At 67.9% G+C, this 14,379-nt stretch carries 16 protein-coding genes, 2 tRNA genes and 1 pseudogene; 11 read left to right on the top strand and 8 right to left on the bottom strand.

What is annotated here, in order from left to right; translation table 11 throughout:
* Window positions 1–88: 88 nt before the first annotated feature.
* A pseudogene (locus AB0M46_RS49175) lies at window positions 89–607 on the bottom strand (YdeI/OmpD-associated family protein); the annotation flags it as partial.
* Between the two features lie 332 nt (window positions 608–939).
* Window positions 940–1,275 carry a hypothetical protein gene (locus tag AB0M46_RS49170; RefSeq protein WP_363348267.1) on the bottom strand — a complete coding sequence of 112 codons (336 nt, stop codon included), beginning with the start codon at window positions 1,273–1,275 and terminating at the stop codon, window positions 940–942.
* Window positions 1,276–1,288: 13 nt separating this feature from the next.
* On the opposite strand from AB0M46_RS49170, the gene AB0M46_RS49165 reads away from it, so the two are divergent.
* A complete protein-coding gene (locus AB0M46_RS49165) occupies window positions 1,289–1,429 on the top strand; it encodes a hypothetical protein (RefSeq protein WP_363348265.1) in 141 nt (46 codons plus the stop codon).
* 350 nt (window positions 1,430–1,779) lie between these two features.
* On the opposite strand, the gene AB0M46_RS49160 is transcribed toward AB0M46_RS49165, so the two are convergent.
* The 4 genes from AB0M46_RS49160 to AB0M46_RS49145 form a co-directional block, all read right to left on the bottom strand.
* Window positions 1,780–2,079 (bottom strand): GRAM domain-containing protein, encoded by a 300-nt coding sequence (locus AB0M46_RS49160; RefSeq protein WP_363348263.1) that lies wholly within the window; start codon window positions 2,077–2,079, stop codon window positions 1,780–1,782.
* Between the two features lie 65 nt (window positions 2,080–2,144).
* Window positions 2,145–2,312, bottom strand: a complete 168-nt coding sequence (locus tag AB0M46_RS49155) for a hypothetical protein (protein WP_363348261.1) — start codon at window positions 2,310–2,312, stop codon at window positions 2,145–2,147.
* A 348-nt stretch (window positions 2,313–2,660) separates the two neighbouring features.
* A tRNA-Lys gene (locus tag AB0M46_RS49150) sits at window positions 2,661–2,735 on the bottom strand.
* Between the two features lie 219 nt (window positions 2,736–2,954).
* A complete protein-coding gene (locus AB0M46_RS49145) occupies window positions 2,955–3,494 on the bottom strand; it encodes a hypothetical protein (RefSeq protein WP_363348259.1) in 540 nt (179 codons plus the stop codon).
* Window positions 3,495–3,967: 473 nt separating this feature from the next.
* Here AB0M46_RS49145 and AB0M46_RS49140 point away from each other — a divergent pair, with 473 nt between their 5' ends.
* The 5 genes from AB0M46_RS49140 to AB0M46_RS49120 all read left to right on the top strand — a co-directional run bounded on the left by AB0M46_RS49140 (window position 3,968) and on the right by AB0M46_RS49120 (window position 7,488).
* Window positions 3,968–4,264 (top strand): hypothetical protein, encoded by a 297-nt coding sequence (locus AB0M46_RS49140; RefSeq protein ID WP_363348257.1) that lies wholly within the window; start codon window positions 3,968–3,970, stop codon window positions 4,262–4,264.
* Window positions 4,257–5,972 (top strand): alpha/beta hydrolase, encoded by a 1,716-nt coding sequence (locus tag AB0M46_RS49135; protein WP_363348255.1) that lies wholly within the window; start codon window positions 4,257–4,259, stop codon window positions 5,970–5,972. Before AB0M46_RS49140 ends, AB0M46_RS49135 begins: the two co-directional genes overlap by 8 nt.
* Window positions 5,969–6,469 carry a hypothetical protein gene (locus AB0M46_RS49130; RefSeq protein ID WP_363348253.1) on the top strand — a complete coding sequence of 167 codons (501 nt, stop codon included), beginning with the start codon at window positions 5,969–5,971 and terminating at the stop codon, window positions 6,467–6,469. Before AB0M46_RS49135 ends, AB0M46_RS49130 begins: the two co-directional genes overlap by 4 nt.
* A gap of 183 nt (window positions 6,470–6,652) precedes the next feature.
* Complete coding sequence (locus AB0M46_RS49125) at window positions 6,653–7,261, top strand: hypothetical protein (RefSeq protein WP_363348251.1); 609 nt, start codon at window positions 6,653–6,655, stop codon at window positions 7,259–7,261.
* Between the two features lie 97 nt (window positions 7,262–7,358).
* Window positions 7,359–7,488, top strand: a tRNA-Ser gene (locus AB0M46_RS49120).
* 556 nt (window positions 7,489–8,044) lie between these two features.
* Here the strand turns inward: AB0M46_RS49120 and AB0M46_RS49115 are convergent.
* Window positions 8,045–8,569, bottom strand: a complete 525-nt coding sequence (locus AB0M46_RS49115; RefSeq protein WP_363348249.1) for a peptidase inhibitor family I36 protein — start codon at window positions 8,567–8,569, stop codon at window positions 8,045–8,047.
* Between the two features lie 404 nt (window positions 8,570–8,973).
* Between AB0M46_RS49115 and AB0M46_RS49110 the strand changes: the two genes are divergently transcribed.
* From AB0M46_RS49110 to AB0M46_RS49090, 5 genes are all read left to right on the top strand, one after another.
* Window positions 8,974–9,510: an RNA polymerase sigma factor gene (locus AB0M46_RS49110; RefSeq protein WP_363348247.1), complete on the top strand. Its 537-nt coding sequence runs from the start codon at window positions 8,974–8,976 to the stop codon at window positions 9,508–9,510.
* Window positions 9,507–10,538 carry a hypothetical protein gene (locus AB0M46_RS49105; RefSeq protein WP_363348245.1) on the top strand — a complete coding sequence of 344 codons (1,032 nt, stop codon included), beginning with the start codon at window positions 9,507–9,509 and terminating at the stop codon, window positions 10,536–10,538. Before AB0M46_RS49110 ends, AB0M46_RS49105 begins: the two co-directional genes overlap by 4 nt.
* Before the next feature lie 587 nt (window positions 10,539–11,125).
* On the top strand, window positions 11,126–11,398 hold the full coding sequence (locus tag AB0M46_RS49100; protein ID WP_363348243.1) for a hypothetical protein: 273 nt from the start codon (window positions 11,126–11,128) through the stop codon (window positions 11,396–11,398).
* A 766-nt stretch (window positions 11,399–12,164) separates the two neighbouring features.
* The gene (locus tag AB0M46_RS49095) at window positions 12,165–12,680 is read left to right on the top strand and encodes a hypothetical protein (RefSeq protein ID WP_363348241.1); all 516 of its coding nucleotides are present in this window, start codon (window positions 12,165–12,167) and stop codon (window positions 12,678–12,680) included.
* Between the two features lie 224 nt (window positions 12,681–12,904).
* A complete protein-coding gene (locus AB0M46_RS49090; protein ID WP_363348239.1) occupies window positions 12,905–13,372 on the top strand; it encodes a hypothetical protein in 468 nt (155 codons plus the stop codon).
* Between the two features lie 273 nt (window positions 13,373–13,645).
* Here the strand turns inward: AB0M46_RS49090 and AB0M46_RS49085 are convergent, their stop codons facing one another.
* Window positions 13,646–14,134, bottom strand: a complete 489-nt coding sequence (locus AB0M46_RS49085; RefSeq protein ID WP_363348237.1) for a hypothetical protein — start codon at window positions 14,132–14,134, stop codon at window positions 13,646–13,648.
* Window positions 14,135–14,379 lie beyond the last annotated feature (245 nt).

Below are 14,379 nucleotides of genomic sequence, written 5' to 3'. Positions count from 1 at the left end.
AGATTGGTCCTTCGACAAGCCCAATCATCCCTGCTGGCAAGGCATCCGTTCATCTATGCCACACGGTGTTATATTCCTATCCGCGGATCCGGGTCTGAGCCCGCTTGACGGCATTGACCCGGTAGATGAGAGCGAAGCGGTTGGTCTTGGTGAGTACGTCGAACATGGCCTGGGCGGCAGGGTTGGCGGCGATCGCGGCGATGAGGTCGGCCGGCACCTCAGCTTCCGAGGGCGGAGCGTAAGCGACCGCCCACCGCCCGTCCGCTTTCGCGGCTTCCACCGCGACGCGGCCCGGAGGCAGCATCCGCCCCTGCGCCTCGAGCCGGGCCACGTGGGCGATGTTGCGCTGCGACCAGGAACTGCGGGGCCTGCGCGGGGTGAACCGGATCCAAGAGATCTCCTGATCCCCCTTACGGGCCTGCCCGTCGATCCAGCCAAAGCACAAGGCCTCGTCAACCGCCTGCTGCCAGGTCACCGTGGTGACTGTGCCGTCCTTCCTGGTCAGGGCCAGCCACACGCCCGCCGATGTGGCGTGGTTGCTCAACAACCACGCGCGCAGCGCCTCGGCGTCCGCGACGATCAACTCATCTAGTTCGGCTCCCGCCACGACAGCAGGCTAACCGCTGACCGCGGCCGCAACCTCCGCCCCCTGGGCCACCCCGACTTGCCGGGCTATCGGCGACCCGGTCGCTCGACCGACCGCCGGGCACCCCTGCCCGCCAAGACGATCTCGACGCCGGACCGGCATGTCGGCCTCGTCGTACACAAGCCCGCATGCGGCGAGCATCTATGTCCGGGCCGCTGACAAGCGCCGGCGCCATCACAGCGGCGGCAGCCACCGGCCGTACTGGCCAGCGACGCCCGGTGATCCAGCCGCGCACCTCTACCGCTCGCTCCGGGCATGACGGCTGAAGTGGCATCCCGCCGCGTAAGTGTCCGCTACGAGGTGCCGCTCCAGCGGTACCAGCCGCCGCCGAGGTGGTGGAAGTATGCCGACTCGATCAAGGCGGTCTCGACGTCCCGAGTCGGCCCGCCGGGCAGATAGGCGAAGCCGGCGTGGTAGAAGACGTCGCCGTGAGCTTCGTAGAAGACCGCGCCACCAGGCACCCAGCCTGCGCTTGTGATGGTGTAAAGACCCAACCGGCGCGGCACGGTGAAGCTCTCCCACGCACTGCCCGGGGGCGGAATCGGGTGTCCGGCGACAACGGCGGCGAACGCGCCTCGGCTGGCCGCCCACCGCATCTTGAACGGCGCGCCGGTGCACAGCAGGGCCAAGGTGAGTACGCCGATGACTGGTCCGATCGGGAACTATCTCCGCCACCTGCCGGTGGTGCTGACGATGGAGATGGTCCAGCCGAGCCAGAAGCAGCCAACGAGCACGGACGCACAGCCGCCGGCCGCGAGCAGGAACAAGCGGCTGCCCGGATAGCTCACGGACCAGAGCACGCCACCTGCCGCCGCAACGACGAACAGGTTGAATGCCCAGACGAGCCGCCGGTCGGGCCCAGCGGTCGACGCAGAGGCGTCGCGTGTTGCTGTGTCCGACATGGTGACATCCTGCCGACCCGATCAGGCTCGGATCGAGGGCCTGCACTGAATCTTCACGCAGATGCTCGTTAGCTGCTGCAGTGTGACCGCCTGTGGCCCCGGTGTGCTCCCAACCGCGGAGAGTCGCGGCTTCGGCGTGGCCAGCCGAGCCAGCACGTTCACCAAGCCCCGCCCGGGTGAGGTGTTGTTCGAGCGGATCTGCCGGGAGAACGGCATACCTGCAGCGGCGACCTACGGTCGGTGGGCCGCGAAAGCAGCGATGAGGCGGTCGCGTTTGGAGGCGACGAAGCGGTACACAGTCCCCGACGCCATCGTGACAGCGAGGCCGTTCGGGATGATTCTCCAGTGGTTGTACTTGTGCATGGACACGATCTGGTCGACCGGGAGGTCGAGCGGCTCAGTCTGGACGTTCAGTGCATGCGCACGGAAGGACAGGCGGTCGCGGGTCAGGGTCAGGCGACCACCGACGGCCTCTGCACCGCGCCACAGATTGGCTCTGGCACGCACCAAGACACCGCTGTCGTCTGTCATGTGACCATCCTCGGGCTTGCCGGTCCCACAAGCTAGCGTGACCCGACGACGGTCCAATCCGAGTCTCAGGCGGTTGCCGGCGCAGTCGGCGGCGGGGTTGCGGCGCCGGACTTGGTGTTCCGGCCGGCTCGGACGTGCTGGCGCTGCCTGGCCTTACGGGCCAGGTCGTTGCGGGTCCGCGGTGAGGTCGCCTCGGCCAGCGTGCCCTCGATCAGCGCGTTTGCGATGCGCATCGTCGATGCGCTTCACCCGCCGGTGGCTTGCAGCGCGTAGCGCAGGCGAGCGCCCGAACCCCACAGTGGCAGATGAAGTCCCCAACCGCCCCTGATGGCCGCCTCTACCTGAACCTACCGAATCGGGCCCCTCGCGGCCCCCGCGAGGAGTGGCGCCCGGTCGCAAGTTGCTGGCCACGGCAACGACGGGCCACTTGGCGGCCGCGCACGACACGGAACGAACACGATCATGGCAGAAACCTGGCCTCAAGCAGCGTAAACACGTCATGCCGAGCAACCGCCGAGCACCCGGCGGGTATAAAAGGGACAAAATCCCGTCTAAAGCCATCTGCCGATGTCTATTTATGCTGGTGGGCCGCCAGGGACTCGAACCCTGAACCTACGGATTAAAAGTCCGCAGCTCTGCCATTGAGCTAGCAGCCCGCGCACACAGGGTACCCCGTCCGCCCACCACGGCTCATATCCGTTTCCGTCTTGACGCGTATTGCCAGGTCCGGACGTTGTAAGTCCACAATGTGGGACGTGGCAGTGTGCCTCCAGTCGCGAAAATCCGGGTAGATTCGGGCTGGTCCGCCCATGGTCCTGAACATCCGAGCACCCACCGGGATCAACGAGTGGCTCTGGGCCTCTGCCTGCAGGACATCAAGACCATGCGCTGATTGTGTCGCTGAGCGTCAGTGCGAACACCGGCCCCGGCCGCGAGGGCTGCCAGCCGCCGGTCAGCGCTTGGCGGATACCCGCGGCCACCAGCGCGGGACGCACAGATCGGCTTCGCAATCCGATCCAGTTGCCGGGATGCGCACACGGCAACGACACGACCAGCAAGGCCCCCTGAGGTTCCTCGGCCCGCTCCACCACGAACTTCAGTGGCGACCAGCCATTGGCCTGGCAGTACGTGGGCCTGCGACGCACTGTCCAGCGGAAATCGACACCATTGACGATGATCCGCCGGGAGCCCTTCCTGGCCAGCGTCACCCCCATACCCCCACCGCCCTCGACCTTCTTCAGATCAGCACGGTAGCCAAATTCCAGGACAACCACTACCGCTTCCGGAACACAGCCGGGTGCCTTCGACGGGGCCGGAGTTCCAGTGGTGGGACGGCCTCCCGCATGCGGGAGGCCCGGGTCCGGGGTCGTGCGGGCGACCCGGTACACGATCCAGGCGATCACCAGGGCGGTCACGGTGATACCGACGGAGCCGACGTTGGGGCCGGTCCAGGAGTTCCAGCCGACGGCCCTTCCTGTCGGCTATCTAGCTGGTGGCGGCGTCGGTGTAGCGGTCGACCTGCTTGGTGAGCAGGTCCGCAGCGATGTCGGCGGAGGCGTTTGAGGAGTCCGCCAGTGCCGGCGCTGGTGGCACAGGTCGCGTTCGGCGGGCAGTTGGGTGCCGGGTGGCCACTCGCCGGACTGGATTCGGGCGCGCATCTCGGCGGCGGCCGCGAGGTAGAGGACCTCGCTGGTGTGACGGATGTCCATGGCCAACAATGTATTGCCTTGAGGCCCTAAAAGAATGCTGCGAAGGCGCCAATCCTGGTCGAACGAGACCATCGCGACGCATCCGGGCGCACGGTCCGTCGTCGATGCGTGACGGGGTGGCGCGATCGTAGTGCCATCGATCATGATGGGGCCCTCGACGTGGGGGGACGAGGGGTGGGATGAAGGCGTATCTGGATCAACTGTTGGACATGGCTCGGCGGACCGGCCATGCGGCCGAGCAGGTCCGTGGCGCGGTCGGTGCGCACCGCGACACGCTGGTCCCGGCCGGGAACGGGGCGGAGGCGTGGCAGGCCACCGTGCAGGCGTCCTCGGCGGTGCAGGCGTGGCAGCGGTACCTGGGCAACCTAACAGGCGAGGTGACGCAGCTGGCCCGGGGCTTCGAGGCGGCGGCAGTCAACTACAGCGCGGCGGACCAGGACGCCATGCGTGGGCATCCGTGGACGAAGCATGCCTGAGCTCGGCTTCGCTGAGCTGCTGGCCAGCGATCCGGGCCCGTTCTCCACGGCCGCGCGGGCCTGGAAGCAGCTGGCCGAGGATCTGGACAACGCGGCCGAGGACGTGATCCGTAGTACGCGGGATCTGGCTGAGGTGTGGCCGGAGGGTGACGCCGCTGAGGCCGCCGAGCAGCGGACCGCGACGGTGCGCAACGAGGTGTGTAACGCCTATCTGCCGGCGCGGAGGATCGGGGAGGCGTTGCAGGCGCACGCTGATGCGATGTATGACCTGTGCGGGCAGGCCGGCGACCTGTATGACGAGGCGATGCGTTCCGGGTTCGTCATCGACTGGCGTACCGGGGTGATCAGCGTGTCGGCCGCGGCGGCCGGGTATCGCTCGCCCGACTCGTTGGAGAGGCAGGTGAACGAGGTCGCGGCGAGCATGACGGAGCTGGTCGGGCGGGCCCGGGCCCTCGATGCCAGGACGACCAACGCGTTGGTCGTGAACCTGCCCGACGCCACCGTCGGGTTCGGGGCTTTGGCGCGGGTGCCGGTGTCGCGGGAGGAGATCCTCGCCCAGCAGGGCAAGGACCCGAAGGCGGTCAACGACTGGTGGAACGACCTCGACCCGCAGCAGCAGGAAGCCGCGCTCCAGCAGTACCCGGACCTGGTCGGCTGGCTCAACGGGGTGCCCGCCGAGGACCGCGACGCGGCCAACCGGCTGCGGCTGCAACGCGACGGCGACAACCTCCAGCACCAGGCCGACGACCTCAACCGGCAACTGGCCGACCTCAACGCCCACCCGCCGGTCAACCACAACAGCCCCGAGTTCTACGCCTGGAACGCACAACGCACCGCGCTGCAGGACCGCCTCGACGACGTGCACACCGAGCAGCAGCACCTCGCCAAAACCAAGGAAGCCCTGGACAAGCTCGGGACCAACGGCTATCTGCTCGGCCTCGACCCGACCGGCGACGGCAAGGCGATCATCTCCGTAGGCAATCCCGACACGGCGAAGTACACCTCAGTGATGGTTCCTGGGCTCGGCACCACCCTCGACGACGCGCCCGGCGCCATCAACCGGCAGCTCAACCTGTACCGGAGCGTCGACAGCCAAGCCTCCGGCGGGCAAACCGCGACGATGTGGTGGCTCGGCTACGACGCCCCCGAGTTCGACGCCTCCGTGGCCCTGTCAGAACGCTCCGAGCAGGGCGGTGCCGCGCTCGACCCGTTCGTCGACGGGCTGCGGGTCACCCACGACACCGGCACCCAGGACCGGCTCGTCGTCATCGGCCACAGCTACGGCTCCACCGTGGTCGCCGAGGCCGACCTGCACGGTAACGGCCTCGCCGCCGACGATGTCATCGTGGCCGGCAGCCCCGGCCTGCACACCGACAACGCCGCCAACCTCCACATCGACCCCCACCACCTCTGGGTCGGCGCCGCCCCCGACGACCCCGTCGCCTACCCCGGCTACTACGGCGACACTGTCGCCGTCGCCAGCGCCCCGCTGCTCGGCCCGCTCGGCTGGGTACTCGACGAGGCCTACAAACACGACCACGGCCCCGAACCCCAGGACCCCGCCTTCGGCGCCAACCAGTTCCACGTCAACACCCACGGCCACTCCGACTACTGGAACGCCAACTCCGGAAGCATCGACAACCAGGCGAAAATCATCGTCGGTGACTACAGCCACGTGAAGCTCGACCACAAGGCGCCGACGCCATGACCACCCTGCACCGCGCCCGCGCCGTGATCGCCGCGCTGCTCCTCGCCACGGCGACCGCCGCGTGCTCCCAACAGAAGGACACCACGTTGGAGACCAGAACCGTCGGCGAGGCCACCTCCACGGTCAACGACTACCTCACCCAGACCCTGACACTCATCGGACCCGACGCACGGCAGAGCAAACCGGGCGGCACCACCGACATCCCGTGCAGCGACGCCCCAAACGCACCCAACGACCAGTTCGGCGTCGCCGGCCACTACCAGATCGAAAACCCCACCGAAGCACCCAAGGCCACCATCGCCAGACTCCAACAGGCATGGCAGAACAAGGGCTACACCCAGAACGACTACCGCACCAGCGACCCCGAACGACCCGAACTGACCGTCACCAATCCAGCCGACCACATCAAAATCACCGCCGAGGTCATCAAAGACGCACCACGCATCGCCCTAACCATCGGCACCCCCTGCTACCACTCGCCTACGCCGCTGTACTAGGCCGCCGACGCGCGACTGCCGGCCCTGTCACCGCCCGTGCGTCGCGCCAGCAGTTCGACGTCGTCGGTTGACGGTGGCGGGGTCCTGCGACCTGGCTCCTAAAGTCGTGGAGTGAACGTTTACGACATCGCCGACCGGCTACCCGCGATCGAGGTGCTACGCGACCGGTGCCGGGCTCTCGCCGTGCTGGAGCTCATCCAAGGCCCCGACTACGCGTACTACGCCTACACCCCGTGGGGCGACGACGAGGCGGCCCTGATGCGCAACGGCAGCGGCGACGAGTACTCCATCGTGTTCACCGCCGCGGGTGTGTTTATTCGCGTATTCGACCATGAGTCCGAGATGACGCCGTACGCCAACGACGACCATGCGCTGTGGCCTGGCCTGCTCGACGGGCTCCCGCCGGAGTTCCGCCGACACGTCACCGAGCCCGCGTTCTGCGACGAGGGCGATCTGAACGCCACCGCCGTGCTGTGGCGGCGCGCTGGCGACGACCGCTGGCACACCGGTACTGGCATCACATTTCCGCCGTCGCGGGGGCGCTACGACACCAGCCCCGACGGCGCCGACCGGCTCGCCATCCTGTGTGACGACATCGTCGACCGCTACGTTGCCTTCGCCGGGAACTATCATGAGTTTGAGGCCGACCGGGCAGCGGTCGCGCACATCGCAGCGATGCGCCCGCTCACCGACGCTGTGGTGCGGGCACTCAACCCCGACATCAACCTCACCCAAGTCCACGAAGCCGTTACGGAGATCGGGTACCCGGTCAGCCGAGAAACCGGACGATAGAACCGCCTCACGCGCAAGGCCGGCCACGGGGCGGACTCGGTGAACCACCGGTTGATGTCGTCGGTCCGGAGTCGGCGCCGCGTGGACCTGCGGATACGCGCCGTACGATTGGAGTACGGAGGGCTTGCGCACAGCACGATTCGTGAGAGTGAAATCGTGGAAGAGGATGCATCCCTAGCGTCTGACTACGGATCAGAAGGTTAGGGGTTCGAGTCCCTTCGGGCGCGCAAGATCAACAGGCGGTTGAGCTGCGGAAACGTAGATCAGCCGCCTGACTTTTTCTGTCCATTGTGGACCTGAAGTGTTCCGAAAGTGATCGGCTGTTTCGGAAGCGTCCAGTCCGGTCGGTGCTGATCGGCGTATCTCTGTGTTGTGTGGTCTTTGATCTTGCACGGGAGCTCAGGCCCTAGGTGGGCCGGAGCGGCGTCGACGCGGCATCTCATTGGCGTCGGATTTGGCGCGGCACGCGAGGCGGTTTCCGGGCCGGTCGTGACGTCTTACGGCCCTTCCGGGTGGCGGTCGGCTCGACCGCTCAAGAAGACCTTCGTTCCGCGACCGCCGCGTTCATGCGTGCCGTCCCGACTGCGGTCGCCGGCGTCGACACGTCGGTGTGCGTACAACCTGCCGGGCGGGCGGCGTGTCGGCCGGCGTTGCGCAGTGGTCTGGCGTTTGTCGGGTGCCGCGGGCTGCTGTTGTTCGAGCGGTGCGGGCGCGGTGTGGCTGGTGATCTTGCCGCACCGCGCCTGCGCCTGTTGGGCTCGGTTGTGGGTGCGCGGCGGTGGTTCAGCAGTTGCGGTAGACGGTGTCGGCGCGGTTGCGGCCTGCGCCGACGTTGGCGTTGCTGCGGGCGGTGGTGCTGACGGTGAAGAGGTTGGTGTAGGTGGCGGTGTCGACGAAGGTGACCGAGCCGGTGCTGAGGTTGTAGGCGGCGGATTCGGTGCGGTTGCGCCAGCCCCATGTGGCGAGGTCTTGGTAGCCGCAGTCGCTGAGCCTTCCGCGGGGATATGCGAAGTTTATCCCGTCGTAGAAGCAGTACCAGCCGCTCGGGCAGTCGGCGCCGCTGAGGGCCGTGCTGCTGGTGCGGGCGATGGTGACGACGAACCGGCCTCCGTCGTAGGCGATGTCGGCCGCGCCGACCTGGACCCCGCCGGGGTGCTTGGCGTGGTACGCGTCGACCTGCGCCTGGATGGTGGTGGCGCCGTTCGGTGCGGCCTGTGCCGGCGTGACGGTCGCTACCGCTGCGGCGATGCCGAGCAGGACCGCGATCGCCCGTCCTGGTAGCGAGTGGGCGCGTGCTGTGTTGGTCATGATCCCCCCTTGGTCGCGGATGCCGTCCCGGTCTGGGGGCACCCAGCGATGACTACCGTTCGCGCTCGTCCGCAAACGGTCGGTGACAGCACTGTAGGTGCGGCGCCGGGTTGAACAACACGTCGATCGCAGTAAATGAAAAACGCTCTGGACCTGCATCGAGGGTGCCGGGAGGCCGCCGCCGGACGGTGGAACCGCAGCCAGGGGTGCCCGGAGGATCCGGCCGGGCGGCCGGGGTCCCGGGTGGGGTGCCCCGGCTGTGGAAATCTGCCGGGGGACGGTGTTCACAGATTCGACGTCTCGTGCGACATATCCGGGTGCGCGCTCGACGTGAGTCGATGTCGCGTCCGCACACCCCTGCAAGTTGCACCTATCGATGACGACCCCGAGGGACGGTGCACGGAGTGGACGACGAGGACCGCAACGTGTGGTTCACGGCAGTGTATGAGGCGCATCAGCACGAGATCCTGGGTTACCTGTACGGACTGCGCCTCGGGCGGTCGGCCGAGGACGCATGGCAGGAGACGTTCCTTGAGGCGTGGGAGCAGGCCCATGTCATCAGCGCGTTCGGCAATGTGCGTGCCTGGCTGTTCAAGGTCGCCCGTCGGCGGGCCATCGACGAGCTGCGGCGCCGAAAACGGCACGCCGAGCCGCGGTGGCCGCTGCCGATCGGGGTGTCGGTCTCCGACGCCAAGGTCCGGCACGAGCTCGAGTTCCTGCACCGCGTGGCGGACTACAACCTCACCAGTAAGGAGCTGGAGGTCTTGTACCTACAACACGTCTACAACTTCTCGGACGCGGAGATCGCCACCGTCATCGGCAAGAGCTCGGACAGCGTCCGCAAGTACCGCGAGAAGGCACATAAGAAGATCGCTGCGGCGGAGGGTCTGGAGACGGGAGCGGCCCGCCGCCGGCGCTTGGCCCGGGAGGGCGCGGTATGAACCCCGACGACGAGCAGATCGACGCTGTTGTCAGGCCGGTGGCGCTGGCTGTGGCCGCTGCTGCGCCGCGGCCGCCGGGCGCGGCGCCGATGACCGCGGCGCAACTGATCGGGATCGCCGTGCGTCGGCGGCGGGTCCGTCGCCAGCGCCGACAGCTGCTGGCCGCCGCTGCCACCTTCGCCACTGTTCTGATCATCGCCGGTGCCGGCGTTGTCGGCTTCCCTGAGGCGCAGCAATCAGCTGGCCTGCCCGGCCCCGACGCGTGTGTCGCCGCCGCGGTACCGGTTACCGCGCCCGCACCGCTGCGGCCCGGGCCGGCCGCACCCGCCCTGGCGCAGCTCGCCACCCTGTCCGGGTACGTCAGCACCCTGACGGACGGTTCCGAGGTGCGGCACCCGACCGGCAGCGCGGCCGCCGGAACCGGCTACGCCTTCCTGCACCTGCGCCGGTGGGCGGTCCAGCCCGGCGCGGCCACGGCCGCGATCCACGACGAGCAACTCTGGTGGGACCCCACACGGCCGGGGCTGCGCCGCAGCTGCAGCGTTGCCGCGTTCACCGCCACCGGGACGCTCGACACCGCCTCCGCCGCCGCCATCCCTGCCGGCGGAGCCGGCGCGGCGATCACGGACCCGTCCGCGGACCCTGCTGTCCTCGCCGCCCAGCTCGCCGACAGCGGTCCCGCTCCCGATGGCGCGCACGTCTTCCTGGAACGCATCGCGGACCTCTACAGCAGCCACGTGCTGACCCCGGCCCAGCGGGGCGCAGCACTGCGGATCCTCGCCGACACCCCCGGCGTCCAGGTCCGCGGACAACTGGCCGACCGCACGGGCCGCATCGGCACCGCCGTCAGCGCCACCGCGATCATCGGTGGCGTCACGGTCGAAGACGTCGCCGTCTTCGACGGCTCCGGGCAACTGCTCACCCACGAGCAGACCCGCGCCGAACCCGGCGCGGCAACCGCCACGGTCAGCACCGTCCTGCTGATCCTGGCCGCCGCCCGTACGCCCGCCCCCGCAATGACCCCCTAACGGCCGCCGATGGCATCGCAACGATGCCGGAACGCACCATTTCCGAGGAGCGCACAACAAACCGGAGAAAGCTTTTCCTTCGCTCCCGCGCCGCGTGGCGCGGGAGTAGAGGTCGTCCCCTCGAATATCACTGTGCGTACAGCACATCGAAAATATGCATACCTGTCCGGCATGCATTGGTCGACGCGGGTCATGCCTGCAAGCGTGGCATTCATGAAACGTATTTCTGTTTGCGTGACCGACATGCCTGACCGTCATGCAAGTTGCATAAAAAAACATCGGCGGAGCGTAACTAAAACTCTTCCACCCGCAGACGTACATGCAGTAGCGTTGCACCGCTCTCGCCGAGCGCCGAAGACCCGGCCGCCTGGGAGTCCCCACCTGATCGACGCGGCCCTACCCGGTGGCGGCAACGCTGGGACTGTCAATCACGCACGAAGCCCGTCATCGCCCGCGCTTCCCGTGCCTGCCGAGCAGCAGCTCAACGAGACATCCAGCACGTAGTCCTTGTCCGCGGACCACAGCAGACCCCCGGCACAGTGCCGGAGGACCTCCCCGAACGGGAGTGCCGTGAAAGGAACCACCCCGTGGCTCCGCGACCAGAGAACCGACGCGACCGTCCGAGACGGAAACGCCATAACCGGCACCGTCAGGCGGAACGGGAGCGCCGGAACCGCCGCATCGCCGCACAGCGAATCGCGGTACGGATCGTCAACATCGTCATCGGCCTCACCGAAATCCTGGCCGCCCAGTCGATTGACGGTCCAGCGAGAAACACGGTCCTTGCCATCATGATCACAGCAAGGACCGTGCTGTTCATCCTCACGGAACCCGCACTCAAACTCCGACAAAAGAACTGAGCGCGAACTCCGCCGACCGGGTGGTGGTCAAACGACCGCCACCCGGTGGCATCTACCGCGCCGGCACGACGAAATGTCGACCCGAAATGTCGGCTACCCGACACCTCGGCTGCCTACTCTGCCATAGATAACGAACCCGTCAACCCAATGTCTCATCCGTGAGACACATCGGTCCGTCAGTACCGATCACTTCCACCGACTCGACCACGAACCGCTGCCAGTTCGTCGCCGACGGGCGGCACTGCCGGACCGGCGAACCCGCCGTCAGTGGCGCTTACCGGCACCGCGTCACTGACGTAGCCCAACGGCCCAGTCACCCCGACGCCGCGACAACTGACTCACACATGTGTTCTTCCGGCGCGGCCGGCCCGGTGGCGTCGACGAACTACCTGACCCACCACTACCGTACTTTGATCTTCAAGACCACGCGGTGCTCGGGGCACTCGGAGCTTCCCGGGAGGAACACTGGATCGGACCGCCCGCCCGCGAGCGTGCCGAGCAGGGTCCGCCGCTCACCGGTGACCTCTCGGACCCGGCGGAGTCGGCCGGATCGAGCTCGCCGGTCACGCCCACACCGCCCATAATGCCGGCGGCGCCGGTGAGCGAACGACCGGTTGTCCCGACCGGAGCTGTTCCTGAGGGGCGGTGAAGCCGGCGACCGCGAGCCTGGATGATGCGACGGCTGATCGACTGGGCGGTCCGGCAGGGCGGGTAACGGGGGTGTGGACTTGCGTTCTGGCGCACTCGGAGCGTGGATGGTGTCGGCTTGGACGCCGATCGCATCCAGGACCGTGACGCAGGTGCGGAGGGACGGGACGGCGAGATGCGCCAGATCGACATCGACGAGCAGGTCTATGCCTCGCTCCGCGAGCTCGGCCGTACCGGTGACACCTTCAACGACGTGCTGCGGGGCGTCTTGGGTCTGCCGCCGGAGGCACCGGTGCCGCCGCGGGACGAGCGCCGACGCCGCAGGCCCTGGAAACCCGCGCTGCGTCCGCTGCTCGCCGCGGGGCTGCTGCAGCCCGGTCAGCGGCTGACGTGGGACCGGCCACGCCTCGGCGAACAACACACCGTCACCGTCGACACGGCCGGCAACCTGGTCACCGAGCACGGCAGGGTGTGCCCCACACCCGACAGCGCCACCAGGGCGATCACCGGCTACCCGGCGGCCGGCTGGCCGGCCTTCCATACCGGCGACGGCGTCAGCCTCCAACAACTCCGCGAACGACTCGCCGACGGTTCCACATCGGACCTGGACCGAGACGTGGCCGCCCAACCGTAGCCACACCGCAGGCTCCAGCGTGCTGGCACTGCGGTCTGCCGCCCGACAAGGACGATTCACCGGTCACTGGCGGCCAGCCGCAGGTCGGCACGCGGGGAATGCGTAATACCACGACCGGCCGAGGTCGTGCTGTCGCACCTGACGCGAGGGCACCGTCCTGAGGGCCGCCCGTCGTATTCTGGCACCTACCGTGGCCGGACACGACCGCCTCTCAGGAGGACGACATGCCGGAGCGACCAGACGCATCGTCGGCGGCGGACGATGCGGCGATGCAGGCCCTCGCCGGGTCGGCTGCCGGGCGTATCACGCTGCCGAGCGGGCGCACGCTCACCTCGGATGAGTTGACGGCACTGGCGTCCGCCGCCCCGCCGGAGATCAGGTCCTATCTGCGTCGTGTCAGGCGGGTGCGGCGGCGATTCTGGTTCCGTCGTTGGGCGCGGGTATTTCCGCTGTTCGCGGCGATCGTGGGTATGCCTGTCGCAGTTGTCGGGATGTTGGTCGTCGATCCGGATTTCCTCGCGCCCTACCGTCGGTGGCCGGGACAGCTCGTGGCCATCGCAGTGGTCGGCATGTACGTCTGCGGAGCGGTGACAACGGTCGGCGTAGCGCGTGAAATCCGTGCGATCACAGCGGGCCGCCGGTCGCGTCAAACCCGGAAATACGGACCGCTCGAGCGACCGCCAGCTGAGTAACGGTGACGGTGCAATCTGGCGGGTCCCGAACCTGCACTGCGAGCACGACGATCGGGACCGCTGCACCACAACCCACGCCAGCCCGCGAAACCGGCCTGGGTGGGTTCGCACAGCCGGTGCGTGCCCGTCGGCTGCGGCTCACGCTCGACGTGGCGCTGTGGAAGCGGCTGGTGTTCAGGCAGGGAGCCCCGTCGCCTCAGCACATTGCGAGCTGTCGCTGCCGCGGTGGGCAGTCCAAGCGCACCGGCAGTTGCTGGCGCCGCGCCCCGCTCGTCACTGCCCCCTGGGGGAGGCCGAAGGCAGCCCGGGAGCTGGGGCGCTGATGCCCGGCGATGATGGAACGGTTCGCCGCAGAGCCGCTGAAGCGATCGACGCCACCGGGGGCGGCAAGGCGGCGCCGGCGAGTTCGTCGGCGACGTCGAACCATCTCGGCCCGTCCACGTCGGCGTCGTCCGGCAGCCTCAGCGTCTGGTGCGCCCAGTCCAGCCACGGCACGGTAGGGGCCGGGAGAAGCTCCGGGTCGCCGTCAGGCACCTCGATCGCGCCCGTAGACAGCACAAACATCTCAACGTCGGAGTAGTCATCTCCAGGCACATACTCGACGTAGACACCCAGGGCAGCGAGGGACGCGTCAGGGTGGGCTGGGCGCCACTCGCCGCGGGGGATGCCCTCCTCATCACGGACGGCATCGAGGAGTTGGTTGGTGGCGTCAGCACTGTCAAAGCCGTCGGTGGTGACGAGGTAGCCGTAGACGACGCGCAAGGGTGCTTCCTTCCATCGAAGACACCGATCCTGCCGAGACCGGGCTCAGCAGACCAGAACAGTCACCCGATCGTGTAGTCGTCAGCCACGCGCCGGACCGTGCGGACAGGTCGGACTTTCCACGACAACGACATCGTCTCAAGTGAACAACTGCTCTGACCCGGATCCGCGGATAGGAATATAACACCGTGTGGCATAGATGAACGGATGCCTTGCCAGCAGGGATGATTGGGCTTGTCGAAGGA

Source organism: Dactylosporangium sp. NPDC051485, from assembly GCF_040682015.1.
GTDB lineage: Bacteria > Actinomycetota > Actinomycetes > Mycobacteriales > Micromonosporaceae > Dactylosporangium.
The sequence above is the reverse complement of the archived record's forward strand: the minus strand, read 5'-3'. Positions and strand labels throughout refer to the sequence as shown.